This is a genomic window from Paraburkholderia sp. (assembly GCF_047605525.1).
Taxonomy (GTDB): domain Bacteria; phylum Pseudomonadota; class Gammaproteobacteria; order Burkholderiales; family Burkholderiaceae; genus Paraburkholderia.
The window spans coordinates 1-18,814 of the sequence record NZ_JASGFN010000030.1; the positions used below are offsets into that span (position 1 = coordinate 1).

Consider the following 18,814-nt stretch of genomic DNA (forward strand, 5'->3'; position numbering starts at 1 on the left):
CCCCACCCCTCGCGGTGGGGTTTCGGCGTTTACCGGCCGCTATCGTTCAGACAGATGCGCCCCGGTCATCCGGATAGATTTACCTTCAAATGTTCCGACGCGGCAGGACCCCCTGATTTACTCGCGTGCCTGAGCCGTATAAGTCCCCAGATTCCTTCTGGCTGCGACAGCTTCAATCCTCAACATAACTGACCATTTTTCAGTTCGTCGCGGTTGGTAGCGTTGACGCCGGCCTGCGTACAGCCTCCAGTCGCGCACCCTTAACATTCACCCCTAATACTGTATAAACATACAGTATTTTCAGGCACAATACCCGATCCCACAACCTCCCATACTGCAAGAAGTTGGCTGCATATCAGCGCTATTTATATGCAGAATCTGCAAATTTTCCGTCCACCCGGTCAGATATGGCAAGGCAACGAGCTTGCCGGCTCTGACTCGTACGTGATTTCCAGTGGCTATGCCGGGCTGGATCGGTTGCTGCCAGGGCAAGGCTGGTCGGCGGGTGGTCTGACGGAACTGTTGATCGAGCATTGCGGCTTGGGGGAGGTGCGTCTGTTGGCTCATGCACTTCGTCATCTGACCCGGCAGGCCGGGCGGCACATCATGCTCGTGGCGCCTCCCTATCAGCCCTGTGCCGCGGCGCTGAAGGCTTGGGGGATCGATACCGGGCGCGTGCTGTGGGTGCGCGCGATGGAAGATCAAGCGCTCTGGGCCGCTACTCAGGCATTGAAGCAGAACGGTATCGGCGCGGTCCTGGTCTGGCTGTCGAGTGCGCGTGCAGACAAGGTCCGGCGCCTGCAGGTGGCGGCTCAGGAGTCGACGGCGCTCGCATTCCTGATCCGTCCCGTGGAAGTGGCCTCGCAATCTTCACCGGCGCCCTTGCGGATGATCTGCGCCCCCCTTCTGCCGGCCAACGCGGAGACGATCAATCGCCGCCAGTGGTTGCAGGAAATCGGTCTGTCGATCGACATCTTCAAGCGCCGCGGACCGCCGCTAGCCGAGCCTCTTCGTCTCGTTCTGCCTTTGCAGAGCGTCGTGTTGCCGGAAAGCGGGAGCGGCAGTCATCAACGCCCAGAGGTCAAACATGTTGTGGATCGCCGTCACCTTGCCGCTGTTGCCGCTGGAAGCGGTGAAACCGTTCGCACCCTTTCCGGATGGTTCACTCGCGAAGCCGAATCAGCCTGATTCGCGCGGCGTCACCAGCCAGTCTCGAGTTGGCACGGCTCCAGGCACGCGAAGCTGTTATGCGCTGGCCGATCACGCCCATATCCTGATGCCGGATCTCGACGCCCTGCGCGCCGGCGTGCAGGCAGGACACTCGCGCTCATACGCATTGGCGCTGGCGCCCGGTTTGACGTTACTTGCCGCCGATGCAGCCCGCGAGACCCAGGCATTCGAAGCGATCGCGCTGGCCTTGCTGAGCTACACACCCAAAGTGTCGCTCGCCGATGCGCACACGCTGCTGCTGGAAGTCGGTTCCGGCCTGCGCCTGTTCGGCGGCTTGCGCGCGTTGTTGTCGCGTGTGTTGGCTACGGTGGCAGAGTTCGGCTATGCGGCGCGCATTGCCTGCGCGCCGACCGCCTGGGGCGCATGGCTATTGGCGCAGGCACGCGCGTGCCGGCAGGGACGTCGCTGGCATGTGGTCAAGGCGGCGTCGCTTGCACGTGTGCTCGATGGTTTGTCCGTCGCGCTATTACCGGTCGCGCAGGCGCATCGCGATGCGTTCTTGCATGTCGGCTGCGCGACGCTCGCCGATTTGCGCGGTTTGCCGAGGTCTGGTGTCGTGCGGCGTTTCGGCCGCGGCATTCTGGATCTGCTCGCGCAGGCGTACGGCACGCTGGCCGATCCGCGCGAATCGTTTCGCGCGCCGGCGTCGTTTCATGCGCAACTGGAATTGCCGTCGCGGGTCGATAACGCCGATGCGCTGCTGTTCGCCGCGCGCCGGCTGATCGTGCAACTGGCCGGCTGGCTGAGTGCGCATCATGCGGCGCTCAGCAGCTATACGTTGCTGCTCGAGCATGAGCTGGCGTCGCGTCATGCGTCGAGGACGTCGAGTCTGAAAGTCGGGTGGGCGATACCGTCGCGTGATGCCGAGCATCTGATCTGGCTGTTGAGGGAAAAGCTGAACCAGACGGTGCTGGCGGCACCGGTCATCGAGTTGAAGCTGGTGGCGGATCAGATCGTCGACTATGCGGGGCGGCCGAACACGTTGTTTCCGATGCCCGGGTCGGACGGCGATTCGCTCGCGCGGCTGCTCGAACGCCTGAGCGCGCGTCTGGGGCCTGAGAACGTGTTGCAGATGTCGGTGCGGAACGATCATCGCCCGGAGCGGGCAATGCGCGTGGAAGCCTACGAGGCGCAAGCGTTTTCGCGCAGGCCGCGCGCGCCCGCGAAGAGCCGCGCCAAAGTCAAGGCGGACAAGACCTGGCTGACCGACGAACTGCGCAATGCGGCTCTGGAAAAAGAGCACGAGGACAGCGAAACGCCAGCGCAAGCCAGTCCAGCCGCCGACACTGCGAACTCTTTCGCGACAACGCAGCCCGAGCATCACGCCCACGCCTCGCTCGATCTCCCCGATAGCGCGTTGCCTTCGCAACCGCGCCCGCTCTGGCTGCTCGATCAGCCGCTGCGTCTGATGATGCGCGACCAGCGGCCGATCTATCGCCGGCCGCTGAAAATGCTCACGCGTACCGAGCGAATCGAAGCGGGGTGGTGGGACGGCAATCCCGTCGAGCGCGATTACTACATCGCGGCCGACGATCGCGGCCACATGTTCTGGGTGTATCGCGAGCGTGTCAAAGGCGAGTGGTATCTGCAGGGCCTGTTCGGCTGAGCGTGATGAAGATTCCTGCGCCATCCTCCCCCCCGCAGCAGACGTTCGCGGCCCATCTGCCGGCGTACGCGGAACTGCATTGCCTGACCAATTTCTCGTTCCTGCGCGGCGCCTCGCATCCGTATGAGCTTGTCGAGCGGGCGATGTCGCACGGCTATAGCGCGCTTGCGATTACCGACGAATGTTCGTTGGCAGGCGTCGTGCGCGCTCACACGACGGTAAAGGAAATCGCGGAGGAGCAGGAGCGCGAACGGAAAGAGCGCGAGGAGAAGGCCAGCAAAGCCGCGCAGGACGCGGTATCTTCGGAGGACGTCATCAGCAGGGTGGCTTCGTCGGAGGAAGTCCAAAAGGAGACCCAAAAAGAGGCCACCCAAAACGAGCCATTAAAGCCAATCCCTCACCTGATCATCGGCAGCGAATTCAACCTGACCGACGCCGATGGCAAACCCTTCTGCACGTTGATCGCGCTCGCCATCAATCGCAACGGCTACGGCAACCTGTCCGAACTGATCACGCTCGCGCGCTCGCGCGCGGACAAGGGCAGCTATCGGATCGGCCCAGCCGATTTCACCGCGTCGCTACCGCACCTCGAGCATCTGCAAGGACTGCCCGATTGCGCGCTGCTGCTCGTGCCGCAACGCACGGCGACGCTGTCGCACACGCTGCGTTGCGCGCACTGGCTCGCCTCGTTCGCGGCGCGGCGCGCGTGGATCGCGCTCGAGCTGTGGCAAACCGGCAGCGACGATCTTCAGATCGACGCATTGCGGATGCTTTCAGAAGAGAGCGGTTTGCCGCTCGTCGCAGCGGGTGGCGTGCTGATGCACACGCGCTCGCGCAAGCCGTTGCAGGACACGCTGACCGCGATCAGGCTCGGCACGCCGCTTCCGGGCTGCGGTTATGCGCTCGAGGCCAATGCGGAGCGGCATCTGCGCACGCGCGTGCGTCTGGGCAAGCTGTATCCGCGCGATGCGCTCGAAGAAACGCTGCGCATCGCCGCGTTGTGCCGTTTCTCGCTCGATGAACTGCAATACGAATATCCGGAGGAACTGGTGCCCGCCGGCGAATCGCCGTCGAGCTATCTGCGCAAGCTGGTCATGGCCGGTGCGCTGGAGCGTTGGCCGGACGGCATGGACCTGAAGCGGATCCAGCAGATCGAGAAGGAACTGGGCCTGATCGCCGATCTGAAGTACGAGAAGTATTTTCTGACGGTGCACGACATCGTGCGCTTCGCGCGCTCCAGAAACATTCTGTGCCAGGGGCGGGGCTCGGCGGCGAATTCGATCGTGTGCTACTGCCTGCATGTGACGGAAATCGATCCGGTCAGCATGAACATGCTGATCGAGCGATTCATCTCGCGCGCTCGCAACGAGCCGCCCGATATCGACGTCGATTTCGAGCATCAGCGGCGCGAAGAGGTGATCCAGTACATCTATGCGAAGTACGGCCGCCATCGCGCGGCGCTGACGGCATCGCTGATCACCTATCGTTCGCGCAGCGCGCTGAAAGACGTCGGCAAGGCGCTGGGTCTCGAGGCGTCGTTGATCGAGCGGATCAGCAAGTCGCAGCAATGGTGGGACGGCCCGGACGCGGTGGCCGCCTATCTGGCCGAAGCGGGCTTCGATGCGAGCTCGCACATCACGCGCAATCTGATCCGGCTCACCAAGGAGCTGCGCAATTTTCCACGGCATCTGTCGCAACACGTCGGTGGCTTCGTGATCGCGAAAGACAGGCTGTCGCGGCTCGTGCCGATCGAGAATGCGTCGATGAAAGATCGCAGCGTGATCGAGTGGGACAAGGACGATATCGACGCGCTCAAGCTGCTGAAAGTCGACGTGCTCGCGCTCGGCATGCTGTCGGCGATCCGGCGCGCGCTCGAATTCGTCGCGCTGCGGCGGGGTTTTCCGTCGTTCAGGATGCAGGACATTCCACGCGAGGATCGCGCCGTCTACGAGATGTGCGGCCATGCCGACACGATCGGCGTGTTCCAGATCGAATCGCGCGCGCAGCAAAGCATGCTGCCGCGTCTGAAGCCGGACAAGTATTACGACCTCGTGATCGAAGTGGCGATCGTGCGGCCCGGGCCGATTCAGGGCGGCATGGTGCATCCCTATCTGCGCCGCAAGCAGAAGCTCGAACCGATCGATTACGCGAAGGACGAATTGCGCCCGGTGCTCGAACGCACGCTCGGCGTGCCGATCTTCCAGGAGCAGGTCATGCATCTGGCGATGGTCGCGGCGAAATATACCGGCGAGCAGGCCGACAGGCTCAGGCGCGCGATGGCCGCATGGCGGCGCAGCGGCAATCTCGCGAAGTATCAGCAGGATCTGACCAGGCGCATGCGGGCGCGCGGCTATGAACAGGCGTTTATCGACCGCATCTGCAAACAGATCGAGGGCTTCGGCGAATACGGCTTTCCGGAGAGCCATGCGGCGAGCTTCGCGTTGCTCGTCTATCTGAGCGCGTGGCTGAAGCGTTATGAGCCGGCCGCGTTTCTGGCGGGTTTGCTGAACAGCCAGCCACTGGGTTTTTATTCGCCGTCGCAGCTCGTGCAGGACGCGAAGCGTCACGGCGTCAAGGTATTGCCGCCCGACGTGAGCGTGAGCGATTGGGAGTCGACCTTCGAGCGGCGCGATGCCGAAGGGCGGCGGATCGTGGCGGACGAAACCCGGTTGCGGAGTCAGTATGCGGTGCTGTCCGCGCAACAGCTACGCAATCTGTCCTTGCCGCACCTGAAGGTGAGCCGGACGATCCGCCGTGCCGCGCAGCGCCGGACCGCGCGCGTATTCCAGCCGCCGGGTACCTATGGGGCGCGTGGTCCGGCGGTGCGCATCGGCATGCATCTGATCAAGGGGCTCGCGCAGGAGGCTGCGGAACGCATCATGGCGGCCCGCCGCGCCGCGCCGTTTGCGGACGTCGACGATCTCGCGCGCCGCGCGGCCTTGACGCGGCGCGATCTCGAGGCGCTGGCCGCGGCGAATGCGCTTGCCAGCATCGCCGGTCATCGGCGCGAGGCGTGGTGGGCCGTGACCGCGCAGCACACGGTGCCGAAGCTGCTGCGCGACGCGCCGATTGCCGAAGCGTCGCTCGCGTTGCCGCCGGCCAGCGAGCATCGCGAGATCGTCGACGACTATGCGAGCCTCGGTCTCACGCTCAATCGTCATCCGCTCGCGCTGTTGCGCTCGCGTCTCGCGCAGCAGCGTTTTCGCACGGCGGCCGAGCTTGCCTCGTGCGGACACGGCACGCTCGCGCGCGCGTGCGGCATCGTCACCGTGCGGCAGCGGCCGGGCACGGCGAACGGCACCGTGTTCGTATCCATCGAGGATGAGACCGGCTCGATCAATGTGATCGTCTGGCCGTCGCTCGTGGAAAAGCAGCGCAAGGCGTTGCTGGGCTCATCGCTGCTGGCGGTCTACGGCGTCGTGCAGTGCGACGATGGCGTGACGACCGGCGGCGATAGAGCGGACCGGCACGCTCGGAGCGGCAACGAAAGCCGCGGTGGCGCGGCAACACAGAAGAGGCGCAAGCAGAAGGGCGAGGTGGTTCATCTCGTCGCCCATCGCCTCGAGGATTACAGCGCATGGCTCGGCGAACTGGCCACGATGAGCCGAGATTTCCATTGATTGAGACAGGCAGGCCTCGCTGCCGTGATCGAACGCGGCTTTGCGATGCTGGCGGTTCACGCCGACGGTGAATCGCCCCGCCACGGAAACGCGGCCAAGACCTCGCGGATCGCCGTGTCGAACGGCGTGCGCCGGCCGATCCCCAGCGCTTCGAGCCGGCTCGACGCCAGATGGCAGTTATGCGGGCGAGGCGTCGCATCGGTTGGCGTGTGCTGCGGCGCCAGATGCGCGTCGAGCTGCAGCGCTTCGGCGAGATGCACGGCGATCTCGTATTTGGTCATCGGTTCGTCCCCCGACCATTGCACGATGCCCGAGATTGTTTCGCCGCATGCATGCCGTTCGAGCATTTGCCGGATGACGCAGGCGACGTCGGGCGTGAAGGTGGGATAGCGGATCGCCCATGCGTCCATCGTCGCGGCTCGGCCGTCCGGCGCGGCCGACGCGGCGATCGCCGGCACGAGGCTTGTCACCGCCGATTCCGACCAGTCGACGATCGGCCCATACAGCAGCGGCAAACGCAGCACGCAGCCGCGCGCGGCCGTTTCGCCCAGCGCCCGTTCTCCTTCGAGCTTGCTGCGTCCGTAGGCGTTGAGCGGCGCGGGCGCGCTGTCGTGCCGGTAGGGCGGATGCGAGCCGTCGAACACGTAGTCGGTGGAGATCGACAGGGTCCACGCGCCGCACCGGTTCGCCGCCGCGGCAAGGCTGCGCACGGCATCGACATTCAGCGCGCGGGCCAGCGCCGGGTTGTGCTCGCAGACATCGGGACGGCGCTCCGCCGCGGCAATCACGACGGCGTCCGGCGCCGTCTGCTCGATGAAGTGTCCGACTGCCTCTGCGTCGCGAATGTCCAGCGCGACCCTCCGCGGCGATGGCCGGCTGAACGCGGTGGCGACGATCTGCCAGCCGGTTTGCCGCGTCAGTTCGTCGACGAGCGCGCGGCCGAGCAGCCCGGAACCGCCGATGACGGCAACCTTGAACATGACCGGCACCCGCTCAGCGGACGGACGTGACCGTGTAGCCGGCCTCGTCGATCGCGGCCTTCAGCGCATCGACGGATTGTGCCGACTCCACCACGACACGGCCGGCCGCGAGGTCCACCTGAACCCGCGCGGCGGTGTCGTGTTCGCGGATCGCGTTTGTGACGGCCGCGACACAATGCTGGCAGCTCATACCTTCTACGTGGAGTTCGATCGTCATTGCAGGGACCTCGGTGAAATCAGGATGGCAGATAGTTGAATTATGCCTGCCGATCCGTATTTGAGTGGCTGACCTTCCCATCATGGGAAGGTGTACGATCGACTCAAACCTTGGGGAAACAGTCATGAATATTGGTGAAGCGGCCCGCGCGTCGGGCATTACGGCGAAGATGATCCGTTATTACGAAAGCGTTGGCCTGCTGACGGCGAAGGCGCGCACGAGCGCCGGTTATCGCGTATACGGCCCGCAGGAGGTGCATTCGCTGCGCTTCATCCGCCAGGCCCGCCGGCTCGGTTTTCTGGTCGAGGATATCCGGCGGCTGCTCGCGCTATGGCACGATCGCTCGCGCGCGAGTGCCGAAGTAAAGCGGATTGCACTCGAGCATGTTGCGGAGCTCGATCGCCGCATTGCCGAGCTGACCGACATGCGCGACACGCTCGCGCATCTGGCCGATCATTGCCACGGCGATGACCGGCCCGAGTGCCCGATTATCGAACGGCTTGCCGATACGGATCTGGTTTCGGGGCAGGGTTGTCATCCGCTTTGACTGTGGCGAGTGGGAAGGTGCAACTCGATTGGGACATTTCTCGCCACCTTGCGGAATTTGCACCTGAATTGTGCAAATAAAGGAGGATGAATCCAAGGGACGACGCAGGCGGACTGCTAAATGCAATAAAATCAGTGGTCTTATTGCAGCATTGTTGTGCATCATTCCAAAATGGAATGCGCATCATGCGGGCATTTCACTGGTCAGGTTGCACTATCCGGCTATAATTAGGGTTAACCCTTTTGCGGGAAATCCCTGATGTTCGATCACCGGGGATTCGATCTGATCCTTGGAGAACATCATGTTTGCATTCCTTCTTGAAAAGCTGAGCACCTGGTTCGAAACCGCTGAACGCGAGCGTCGTGAAGCCTACCTGGCATCGTCGTCGGATATCGTCCAGCTCGAACAGCGTATCCGCTCGCTCGAAGCTCACGGCTACTCGCTGTAAGTTTCACTTCCCGGTTCGACCCGGCGCGCGTTGTCGCGCGACCCATTGCAGTAAAGCGTAAGCCCCGTCGAAGCGGGGCTTTGTCGCATCTGGAGCCGGGAATTTTCGCCCTTTTTCGCGGCTTTCGAGCCGGTGTCGCCTGAAGGCCGGTCATGGCGAATCTCGACTAGCTTCGCAACCCAGGCCGAGGTAAGGTAGGACGATTTTTGCGCAAGCCGGGATTACCTTCATCACCCACCAGGCCGCCCATGTCTTCCGTCCGCTCGCTCCAATCCTTCAAATCCGCGCTGACTATCGCCGCTGTGGCGACGTTGACGACCGTCTGCGCCGTGCCGGGTGCGTTCGCCGTATCCGACGGTGCCCGCAGGCCGGTGATTCTCGACACGCTGGGCGGCGTCAACAACGGCCAGAGCGGCACCGTGCTGTTGAGCGCACCGCCTTCGCAACAGCCGATCGTCGCTGCGCCGCCGATCGCGGCGCCCGTCGAACTGCCGCGGGAATCGTCGCCGCCGTTCGTCGTCGCGCCGTATATCCAGTTGCCGGTGGGCGGCAGTGTACCGGTGCGCCCGTTGCCCCGGCCGCTGCCGGCTTCGCAATAGGATCGGGAATCCGTAAAAGAGAGATGGGGTTTAGCGACGCGGTTTTCACCTCGTCGCGTATTCAGTTGCCGGCGCGTGGCGGCCTTCTTGCGCGGTACTGAGCGCGCATCCGCACGCCCCATCACCCCTCACGCGTTATCCCGCAATGCTGGCGTCACATTGGGGTTTGGGCGCATGGCGCGCGCGAAACCGTCCGACGACAATCGTTTCGCGCTCTGCCGCCTCGAACGCCAACCGCGGCGTGCGCGCCCGCATCACCGCTTCAAACGGGAAACAGAACAAGGAGACGTCAACATGCCGATTCACTGGATGCAGCGTGCCACGCGCGCCTGCGTAATGCTGTTTGCGCTCGCCGCGCTGTCCGGCGCCGCGTTCGCGAAGGACACCCCTGAAAAGCCGACGCTGACGGTGGCCGTCGGCGGTTTGCCGGGTCTTTACTATCTGCCGGTGCTCGCCGCGCAGCAGCTCGGCTACTTCAAGGATGAAGGCCTGAATGTCACGCTCGAGGATTTCGCGGGCGGCTCGAAGGCGCTCGAAGCCGTGGTGGGCGGCAGCGCCGACGTCGGCGCGGGCGCCTTCGAGCACACGCTGTTCATGCAGGCGAAGGGACAGCACTATCGCGCGTTCGCGTTGATGGGCCGCGCGCCGCAGATCGTCATCGGCGTCGTGAAGTCAAAGGCCGATCAGATCAAATCGCTCGCGGACTTCAAGGGCGCGAAGGTCGGGGTGAGCGCGCCCGGCTCGTCGACGGATCTCGTGTTGACCGTGGCCTTGCGCAAGGCCGGCGTGCAACGCAGCGACATTTCGGCGATCGGCGTCGGCAGCGGCGCCACGGTGCTGGCCGCGGTGAGCAGCGGACAGATCGACGCGCTCTCCAACGTCGATCCGATGATGACCAAGCTCACGCGCAGCGGCGCGATCAAGGTGCTGGTCGATACGCGTACCGTGAAGGGCACGCAGGAAGTGTTCGGTGGCACCATGCCCGCCGCGACGCTCTACGCGCCGGAGACTTTCATCCAGAAAAATCCGAAGACCACGCAGGCGCTGACCAATGCGATCGTGCGCGCGAACCGCTGGCTGCAGACGGCGAGCGACGCCGATCTGCTGAAGATGGTGCCGAAGGCCTATCTGCTGGGCGACCCGACGCTCTATCTCGATGCCTTTCACAACGTGCGCGATGCGTATTCGCCGGATGGGCTGATGCCCGCGGATGGACCGGCAACTTCGCTGCGCGCGCTGTCGTCGTTCGACAACCGGCTCGATCCGAAGAAGATCGACCTGAGCGCGACCTATACCAATGAGTTCGCGATCAAGGCGGCTGCGCAGTTGAAGTGAGCGGGGCGGGTTAGCCGCCGTGTTACGTTAAACGAAACGCGCTTTGTGCCGGCTCACGCGCACTCACGGCATTCAATTACCGCGATATTCGACCTTGAACGTCGCGGCCTTGTCTTCGCCAAGCGTTTTGACGAGCCAGGGCATCTGATCCTTCAGCATTTTCGCGAGCGTATACGGCGGGTTCAGGATGAACATACCGCTGCCGAAAAGTCCAAAACCGTCGGCCGGCGGATTGCTGACCGTCAGGCTGACGTGTAGCCAGTTGTCCTTCTGCAACTGCTTTAACTGATCCGGAAAGCGCTGCGATTCGGGGCGCTTTACCTGCGGATACCAGATCGCGTAGGTGCCGGTCGGAAAGCGCTTCAGGCTTTCCTCGACACAGCGCAGCGTGCGCGTGTAGTCGCGCTTGTCTTCATACGACGGGTCGAGCAGCACCAGCGCGCGCCGCGGCGCCGGCGGCAGCAGCGCGAGAATGCCGTCGAAGCCGTCGCCCGCGTAAAGCATCGCGCGTCGCCCCGCGTCGCGGAAATTGTGGCGCAGCACGTCGATCTCGGTGGTGTGCAGCTCGAACAGACGCATGCGGTCCTGTTCGCGCAATTGCCGCCATGCGATATACGGCGAGCCGGGATAGAAACGCAACTGGCCATCGGTGTTGAGCGCGCTGACTTCGTCGACGTATTCGGCGAAGAGCGTCGGCAGGTCGTTGCGCTCCCACAATTTCGCGATGCCCGTCTCGAATTCGCCGGTCCTGGTCGCGTAGCCTTCCTTCAGCGAATAAACGCCGGCGCCCGCATGCGTGTCGATATACCAGTAGGCTTTGTCCTTCTGGCCGAGATAGCGCAACAACTGCAGGACGACGGTGTGTTTCAGAACGTCGGCGTGATTGCCGGCATGAAAGGCGTGGCGGTAGCTGAGCATGATGAGAAGACGCTGAAAGAGCGCAGGCCGAGCCGGAGGAGTCGGTGGCGCGCGGTCGCGTATTGTACGCGACCGCGCTGCGCTCACTCGTGAGCGTCGCCGACGATCTCCTCGATCCGCTGCTTGATGTCCGGCGTGATGCGCGCGGCCACCTCGGCGGATTTCATGTTCTCGCCGATCTGTTCGACCCGCGACGCACCCGTGATCACCGTGCTGACGTTCGGATTCTTCAGGATCCACGCAATCGCGAGCTGACCGACCGTGCAGCCGAGTTCGTCGGCGAGCGTGCCGAGCTGGCCGACCACGTTGTTCCTCGCCGGGTCGGTGAGCGCCTTGCGCAGCCAGTCGTAGCCTTGCAGTTGCGCGCGGCTGTCGGCGGGCACGCCGTCGCGGTATTTGCCGGTGAGCAGGCCCGACGCGAGCGGACTCCACGTGGTCAGGCCAAGGCCGATGTCCTCGTAAAGCCGCTTGTATTCCTGCTCGACGCGCTTGCGGTGAAACAGGTTGTATTGCGGCTGTTCCATGACCGGCTTGTGAAGATGATGCCGCTCCGCGATTTCATAAGCGGCGCGGATTTCATCGGCGCTCCATTCGGAGGTGCCCCAGTACAGCGCCTTGCCGCGCGAGATCATGTCGCTCATCGCCCAGACCGTTTCCTCGATCGGCGTGTTCGGATCGGGACGGTGACAGAACACCAGATCGACATAATCGAGTTGCAGACGCTTCAACGAGCCGTCGATCGCGTTCAGCAGATATTTGCGATTGAGCGTGTAGTACTGGTTCGGCGCTTCCGTGAGTCCCCAGAAGAATTTCGTCGAGACGACGTAGCTCACGCGCGGCCACGCGAGTTCCTTCAACGCGTGGCCCATGATTTCCTCGGACTGGCCGCCGGCGTAGACCTCGGCGTTGTCGAAGAAATTGACGCCGGCGTCGCGGGCCGCGGCAAGCGACTCACGCGCGGCGCGATGATCCACCTGGTTGCCGTACGTGACCCACGAGCCGATGGACAGTTCACTGACTTGCAGGCCGGAGCGGCCCAGACGTCGATAATTCATGCATGTCTCCTTGTTGGTAATGCCACGGGAATCGGGCCGGAAACGTCAAGTTTAAAGAGATATGGTGCGGCGTGCGTTTTACCTATGAAGGTCACGGGGTTCATGCACAATAGCAAGGTTGGCCGCCGCGCTGTATCCGCCGAACGGTCTATGCCGTTTGGCCGGCTTCACGCCGCGCGTGGTCTTGTGGTCTCATTGCTCATCAACTGCATGGAGGTTCTGGATGTCGTCTCTTAACACGAATCTGAACGGCAAGGTCGCCGTCGTCACTGGCGCCGCAAGCGGCATCGGCAAGCAGATCGCGTTGACTCTTTCCGCGGCGGGCGCGGCGGTGGCAATCGCCGACCTGAATCAGGACGGCGCGAACGCCGTTGCCGAGGAAATCAGAAAGGGCGGCGGCAAGGCAATCGGCGTGGCGATGGACGTGACGAATGAAGACGCCGTGAACCAGGGTATCGACAAGGTTGCCGGGGAGTTCGGCTCGATCGACATCCTCGTTTCCAACGCCGGCATCCAGATCGTCAATCCGATCGAAAACTATTCGTTTGCTGACTGGAAGAAGATGCAGGCCATTCACGTGGATGGCGCATTCCTGACCACCAAAGCCGCGCTCAGGCACATGTACAAGGACGATCGCGGCGGCGTCGTGATCTACATGGGTTCGGTCCATTCGCATGTCGCCTCGCCGTTGAAGTCCGCCTACGTGACCGCGAAGCATGCATTGCTCGGGCTGTCACGCGTGCTCGCCAAGGAAGGCGCGCAGCACAACGTGCGCTCGCATGTCGTGTGTCCGGGGTTCGTGCGCACGCCGCTCGTCGACAAGCAGATTCCCGAGCAGGCGAAGGAACTCGGCATCAGCGAGGAAGAGGTGATCAAGCGCGTGATGCTGGGTGGCACGGTCGACGGCATTTTCACCACGGTCGAAGACGTCGCGCAGACGGTGCTGTTCCTGTCCACTTTCCCGACGGCCGCGCTGACCGGCCAGTCCTTCGTGGTGAGTCACGGCTGGTATATGCATTGAGGAGAGTGCCTGTGGCGCAACGCAATCCGACGCGGGCCCGCGTGGACGTGTCCGGCAATGGGGAGGGCGCCGGTTCGGCGCCGGCCGCCAACCCGGGCCGGCCCCTCCAGTTGCCCAATTACCAGACCATCGCGCTGGTGCTGCAAGGCGGTGGCGCGCTGGGCGCCTATCAGGCTGGCGTCTTTCAGGGGCTTCACGAAGCCGGCATCGAACCGAACTGGCTCGCGGGCATTTCGATCGGCGCGCTGAATACGGCGATCATCGCGGGCAATCCGCCGGAGAAACGCGTCGAGCGTCTGCTGCAATTCTGGGAGACGATCTGCCAGCCGGCGTTCGGGCCGCCGCTGCCGGCTTTCATCGAGCACGCACTGTTCAACTCCAGCGAAGCGGTGCGCAAGGCTTTCACGGCGACGCAGGCGGTGAGCGCGCTTGTCGAAGGACAACGGGGTTTTTTCGTGCCGCGTTTCCCGCCGCCGCTGCCCACGGTGTCCGGGCCGCCGCAAATGGCGAGCTACTACGACACCACGCCGCTCAAGGCTACGCTCGAGTCGCTTTGCGATTTCGACCGGATCAATTCGGGCGGGATACGTGTGTCGATCGGTGCGGTCAATTGCGGTACGGGTAATTTCGCGTACTTCGACAACACGCATATGACGTTGAGGCCGGAGCATTTCATGGCGTCGGGTGCATTGCCGCCGGGCTTCGCGGCAGTCGAAATCGACGGCCAGTTCTACTGGGACGGCGGCCTGATGTCGAATACGCCGCTCTACGAAGTGATCCAGTCCACGCCGCGCCGCGACACGCTCGCGTTCCAGGTCGATCTATGGAGCGCGATCGGACCGGTGCCGGACAACATCACCGACGTGCAGGGGCGCATGAAAGACATCCAGTATTCGAGCCGCACTCGCCTCGTCACCGACATGCTGCAGCGCTCGCAGCGTTTCCGGCACGTGCTGCGCGAGGTATTGGACCGCGTGCCCGTCGAGCAGCGCGACGACCCGTGGTGCAAGCTGGCCGAAGACCTGTCGTGCTCGAAGCGCTACAACGTGATCCACCTGATCTACCGGCACAAGGAATACGAAGGGCACTACAAGGACTTCCAGTTCGGCCTGTCGACGATGCGCGAACATTGGCAAAGCGGTCTGGACGATATCCGCCATTCGCTCGAGCAACCTGACTGGCTCGACATGCCGGACAACGATGCGGGGTTCGTGACGCACGATATCCATCGGCAGCGTTGATAGGGGCCGAACGGGTGCTGACTGTAGCGCTGGTTCTCACCGGAAGAGCCGCTGTTTCGACAACGACGCCTTGCGCGATCAGGCAATAAAAAACGGCGCCCTTTTCACAAGAAAGGGCGCCGTTTTCGCAGCCGGTTACAGCGTAATGCCTTATTTCAGTACGTGAGCAATCGCATTAGCCACGACGTCGAGGTTGCGCGTATTCAGCGCAGCCACGCAGATGCGGCCGGTGCTCACCGCGTAGATGCCGAATTCTTCGCGCAGACGGTCCACTTGCGGAGCCGTCAGACCCGAATACGAGAACATGCCGCGCTGGGCGTTCACGAAGCCGAAGTCGCGATCGACGCCGCTTGCCTTCAGACGCTCGACGAGACCATTGCGCATTGCGCGGATGCGATCACGCATTTCGCCCAGTTCCGCTTCCCACGTAGCGCGCAGTTCCGGCGACGCGAGCACTGCCGCGACCACCGAGCCGCCGTGCGTCGGCGGGTTCGAGTAGTTGGTGCGGATCACGCGCTTCAGTTGCGACATCACGCGCGCCGACTCTTCCTTGCTCGCGGTGATGATCGACAGTGCGCCGACGCGCTCGCCGTACAGCGAGAACGACTTCGAGAACGACGACGAAACGAACACGTTCAATTCCTGTGCCGCGAACAGACGCACGGCTGCCGCGTCGGCTTCGATGTTGTCGCCGAAGCCCTGATAGGCGATGTCGAGGAACGGCACGAGGTTGCGCGCCTTGACGACTTCGACCACCTGCTTCCATTGCTCGACGCTGAGGTCGACGCCGGTCGGGTTGTGGCAGCACGCGTGCAGCACGACGATCGTGCCCGCCGGATAGCTGTTCAGCGCGCCGAGCATGCCGTCGAAGTTCACGCCGTGCGTCTGCGCGTCATAGTACGGATACGACTCGACGGTGAAGCCCGCGCCTTCGAATAGCGCGCGATGGTTTTCCCAGCTCGGATCGCTGATCGCCACCTTGCTGTCCGGATTCACGCGCTTCAGGAAGTCCGCGCCGATCTTCAGCGCGCCCGTACCGCCCAGCGCCTGCGCCGTGACGACGCGGCCGGCCGCGATCAGCGGCGAGTCGTTGCCGAGCAGCAGCTTTTGCACGGCGGCATCGTAGGCGGCGATGCCTTCGATCGGCAGATAGCCGCGCGGCAGCGCAGCTTCGACGCGGGCCTTTTCCGCATCGCGCACGGCGCGCAGCAGCGGAATCTTGCCTTCTTCGTTGAAGTACACGCCAACGCCGAGGTTGACCTTGGTGGTGCGCGTATCGGCGTTGAAGGCTTCGTTCAGGCCCAGAATCGGGTCGCGGGGAGCAAGTTCGACGGCGGAGAACAGAGACATGGTGGGTGGGCAGCAGTTGTGAAAAGAGGGCGGTTTCGCGCGCGGGCGGCCTGGCCTTGGGCGTCGGCGGCGTTTTGGACATTCGACGTGAGTCCGGCGAAACGCGAAAACGGGGACGGCCTGAGGGTAGCGGTGAGCGAGCGCAACTTCACATTGTAACGAATCCGGGCTCGTTTTTCGGACGACAGGGCGGCCCGCGGGCAATTATTTGCTTGAAAAAGAGGCAGCCGGAGCCATGTGCGGCGGTGCGGGATCCGCGTCGGGCCGGGGCGGTTATAAGGCGCGAGCCGGACGAGGCGTCGGCGGCGTCACGCGTTTCGCACAAAGGGCCATAACACGCTGCCGCCAACGCCAACGAGGCCGGCCGGCGTGCCCGTCCCGAACCTACGCAACCTCGCCCGATCCCCGCTTCCCGCAACCCGTTAGAATGATTCTTTGCCCAAGGCCTGGCTGTCCCTCATGTCCGAACACCACCTGACTGAAGCCGACGATACGCTCGACGAATCCAGATTCGTCACGTTCGAAGACTCGCCATTCAAGCTCTACCAGCCGTATTCTCCCGCCGGCGATCAGCCCACGGCCATCGATACGCTCGTCGAAGGCGTCGGGGACGGGCTCGCGTTCCAGACGCTGCTCGGCGTGACCGGCTCCGGCAAGACCTTCACGATGGCCAACACGATCGCGCGGCTCGGCCGCCCGGCGATCGTGTTCGCGCCGAACAAGACGCTCGCCGCGCAACTCTACTCGGAGTTTCGCGAGTTCTTCCCGCGCAACGCGGTCGAGTACTTCGTCTCATACTACGACTACTACCAGCCGGAAGCGTACGTGCCGCAGCGTGACCTGTTCATCGAGAAAGACTCGTCGATCAACGAGCATATCGAGCAGATGCGGCTGTCGGCGACCAAGAGCCTGATGGAGCGGCGCGACGTCGTGATCGTCGCGACCGTGTCGGCGATTTACGGTATCGGCAATCCGTCCGAATACCATCAGATGATTCTCACGCTGCGCACGGGCGACCGGCTCGGTCAGCGCGACATCATCGCGCGGCTGATCGCAATGCAGTACAGCCGCAACGAAGCCGATTTCCAGCGCGGCTCGTTCCGCGTGCGCGGCGACACGATCGATATTTTCCCGGCCGAACACGCCGAGATGGCCGTGCGCGTCGAGTTGTTCGACGACGAAGTCGAAACGCTGCAACTGTTCGACCCGCTCACCGGCCGCGTGCGGCAGAAGATTCCGCGTTTCACCGTGTATCCGTCGTCGCACTACGTGACGCCGCGCGACACCGTGCTGCGCGCGGTCGAAACGATCAAGGCCGAGCTGCGCGACCGGCTCGAGTTCTTCTATAGCGAAGGCAAGCTCGTCGAGGCGCAGCGGCTCGAGCAGCGCACCCGTTTCGACCTCGAAATGCTGCAGGAGCTCGGCTTCTGCAAGGGCATCGAGAATTACTCGCGGCATTTCTCCGGCGCGGCGCCGGGCGAGCCGCCGCCGACGCTCGTCGACTATCTGCCGTCCGACGCGATCATGATGCTCGACGAATCGCACGTGCTGATCGGTCAGTTGAACGGCATGTACAACGGCGACCGCGCGCGCAAGGAAAACCTCGTCGACTACGGTTTCCGGCTACCGTCGGCGCTCGACAACCGGCCGCTCAAGTTCAACGAGTTCGAGCGCAAGATGCGTCAGGTCGTATTCGTGTCGGCGACGCCCGCCGACTACGAAAAGAAAACTTCAGGCCAGATCGCCGAACAACTGGTGCGCCCGACCGGTCTCGTCGATCCGGAGATCGAGGTGCGGCCCGCGCGCAGCCAGGTCGACGACGTGCTCGCCGAGATCAACGAGCGCGTCAAGGCCGGCGACCGCGTGCTGGTCACGGTGCTGACCAAGCGGATGGCCGAGCAGCTCACCGAGTTTCTCGCCGACCACGGCGTCAAGGTGCGCTATCTGCATAGTGACATCGACACGGTGGAGCGCGTCGAGATCATCCGCGATCTGCGCCTCGGCGCCTTCGACGTGCTGGTCGGGATCAACCTGTTGCGCGAGGGGCTCGATATTCCGGAAGTATCGCTGGTCGCGATTCTCGACGCGGACAAGGAGGGCTTCCTGCGCGCGGAGCGCTCGCTGATTCAAACCATCGGCCGGGCGGCGCGTAACGTGAACGGCAAGGCGATCCTCTACGCGGACAACGTGACGGACTCGATGCGTCGCGCGATCGACGAAACCGAGCGGCGCCGCGCGAAGCAGATCGCGTTCAACGAAGCGCATGGGATCACGCCGCGCGGCGTGGTCAAGCGGATTCGCGACATCATCGACGGCGTGTACAACGTCGACGAAGCGCGCGCCGAGCTGAAGGAGCAGCAGGTGCGCGCGAAATTCGAGGATATGTCCGAGAAGCAGCTTGCCAAGGAGATCAAGCGTCTCGAAAAGCAGATGATGGAGCACGCGAAGAATCTCGAATTCGAAAAGGCCGCGCAGACCCGCGACCAGTTGGCGCTCTTGCGTCAGCGCGTGTTCGGCGCGAATGTCGGCGATCACGTATCGGACGTTGAATAACGCGTTTTTTCAATTGGGGCGCGGTCATGTATCGCGCCCCATCCGCCTGTGCCGGCCTTACGTTTCCGCCCGAATCGCCCGCGCGACTCGACCG

Annotated in this window: 15 protein-coding genes; 10 read left to right on the forward strand and 5 right to left on the reverse strand. The window is 63.5% G+C overall.

All coding sequences use genetic code 11. The annotated features are described in order from the left end of the window. Positions 1-369 precede the first annotated feature (369 nt). The 3 genes from imuA to QM685_RS31540 are packed head-to-tail and all read left to right on the forward strand — an operon-like array spanning position 370 to position 6,456. A complete protein-coding gene (imuA, locus tag QM685_RS31530) occupies positions 370-1,188 on the forward strand; it encodes a translesion DNA synthesis-associated protein ImuA (protein ID WP_415122874.1) in 819 nt (272 codons plus the stop codon). Then, a complete protein-coding gene (locus QM685_RS31535) occupies positions 1,088-2,836 on the forward strand; it encodes a Y-family DNA polymerase (protein ID WP_415122875.1) in 1,749 nt (582 codons plus the stop codon). Before imuA ends, QM685_RS31535 begins: the two co-directional genes overlap by 101 nt. A 5-nt stretch (positions 2,837-2,841) precedes the next feature. Next, complete coding sequence (locus tag QM685_RS31540) at positions 2,842-6,456, forward strand: error-prone DNA polymerase (RefSeq protein ID WP_415122877.1); 3,615 nt, start codon at positions 2,842-2,844, stop codon at positions 6,454-6,456. Positions 6,457-6,512: 56 nt separating this feature from the next. Here QM685_RS31540 and QM685_RS31545 read toward each other — a convergent pair whose 3' ends face one another. Both QM685_RS31545 and QM685_RS31550 read right to left on the reverse strand, forming a co-directional pair. Continuing rightward, positions 6,513-7,436 (reverse strand): dTDP-4-dehydrorhamnose reductase family protein, encoded by a 924-nt coding sequence (locus tag QM685_RS31545; protein WP_415122879.1) that lies wholly within the window; start codon positions 7,434-7,436, stop codon positions 6,513-6,515. A 13-nt stretch (positions 7,437-7,449) separates the two neighbouring features. Beyond that, on the reverse strand, positions 7,450-7,653 hold the full coding sequence (locus tag QM685_RS31550; protein WP_415122881.1) for a heavy-metal-associated domain-containing protein: 204 nt from the start codon (positions 7,651-7,653) through the stop codon (positions 7,450-7,452). A 124-nt stretch (positions 7,654-7,777) separates the two neighbouring features. Here QM685_RS31550 and cueR point away from each other — a divergent pair, with 124 nt between their 5' ends. From cueR to QM685_RS31570, 4 genes are all read left to right on the forward strand, one after another. Continuing rightward, entirely contained in the window at positions 7,778-8,200 is a 423-nt protein-coding gene (gene cueR, locus QM685_RS31555) for a Cu(I)-responsive transcriptional regulator (protein WP_415122883.1), read from the forward strand. A gap of 301 nt (positions 8,201-8,501) precedes the next feature. Next, positions 8,502-8,648: a DUF3563 family protein gene (locus QM685_RS31560; RefSeq protein ID WP_415122885.1), complete on the forward strand. Its 147-nt coding sequence runs from the start codon at positions 8,502-8,504 to the stop codon at positions 8,646-8,648. Positions 8,649-8,896: 248 nt separating this feature from the next. Further along, positions 8,897-9,247, forward strand: coding sequence for a hypothetical protein (locus QM685_RS31565; protein WP_415122887.1), 351 nt, complete (start codon positions 8,897-8,899; stop codon positions 9,245-9,247). Positions 9,248-9,541: 294 nt separating this feature from the next. Continuing rightward, positions 9,542-10,582, forward strand: a complete 1,041-nt coding sequence (locus QM685_RS31570; RefSeq protein ID WP_415122889.1) for an ABC transporter substrate-binding protein — start codon at positions 9,542-9,544, stop codon at positions 10,580-10,582. Between the two features lie 72 nt (positions 10,583-10,654). Here QM685_RS31570 and QM685_RS31575 read toward each other — a convergent pair whose 3' ends face one another. Both QM685_RS31575 and QM685_RS31580 read right to left on the reverse strand, forming a co-directional pair. Beyond that, positions 10,655-11,500 (reverse strand): 23S rRNA (adenine(2030)-N(6))-methyltransferase RlmJ, encoded by an 846-nt coding sequence (locus tag QM685_RS31575; RefSeq protein ID WP_415122891.1) that lies wholly within the window; start codon positions 11,498-11,500, stop codon positions 10,655-10,657. Between the two features lie 83 nt (positions 11,501-11,583). Next, a complete protein-coding gene (locus QM685_RS31580) occupies positions 11,584-12,555 on the reverse strand; it encodes a potassium channel beta subunit family protein (RefSeq protein WP_415122893.1) in 972 nt (323 codons plus the stop codon). 223 nt (positions 12,556-12,778) lie between these two features. Between QM685_RS31580 and QM685_RS31585 the strand changes: the two genes are divergently transcribed. Further along, the gene (locus QM685_RS31585) at positions 12,779-13,576 is read left to right on the forward strand and encodes a 3-hydroxybutyrate dehydrogenase (RefSeq protein WP_415122895.1); all 798 of its coding nucleotides are present in this window, start codon (positions 12,779-12,781) and stop codon (positions 13,574-13,576) included. A gap of 11 nt (positions 13,577-13,587) precedes the next feature. Further along, positions 13,588-14,817 carry a DUF3734 domain-containing protein gene (locus QM685_RS31590; RefSeq protein ID WP_415122897.1) on the forward strand — a complete coding sequence of 410 codons (1,230 nt, stop codon included), beginning with the start codon at positions 13,588-13,590 and terminating at the stop codon, positions 14,815-14,817. Between the two features lie 150 nt (positions 14,818-14,967). Here the strand turns inward: QM685_RS31590 and QM685_RS31595 are convergent, their stop codons facing one another. Next, positions 14,968-16,167, reverse strand: coding sequence for an amino acid aminotransferase (locus tag QM685_RS31595; RefSeq protein ID WP_415122899.1), 1,200 nt, complete (start codon positions 16,165-16,167; stop codon positions 14,968-14,970). A gap of 459 nt (positions 16,168-16,626) precedes the next feature. Here QM685_RS31595 and uvrB point away from each other — a divergent pair, with 459 nt between their 5' ends. Continuing rightward, complete coding sequence (uvrB, locus tag QM685_RS31600) at positions 16,627-18,720, forward strand: excinuclease ABC subunit UvrB (RefSeq protein ID WP_415122901.1); 2,094 nt, start codon at positions 16,627-16,629, stop codon at positions 18,718-18,720. The last annotated feature ends 94 nt before the right edge of the window (positions 18,721-18,814 follow it).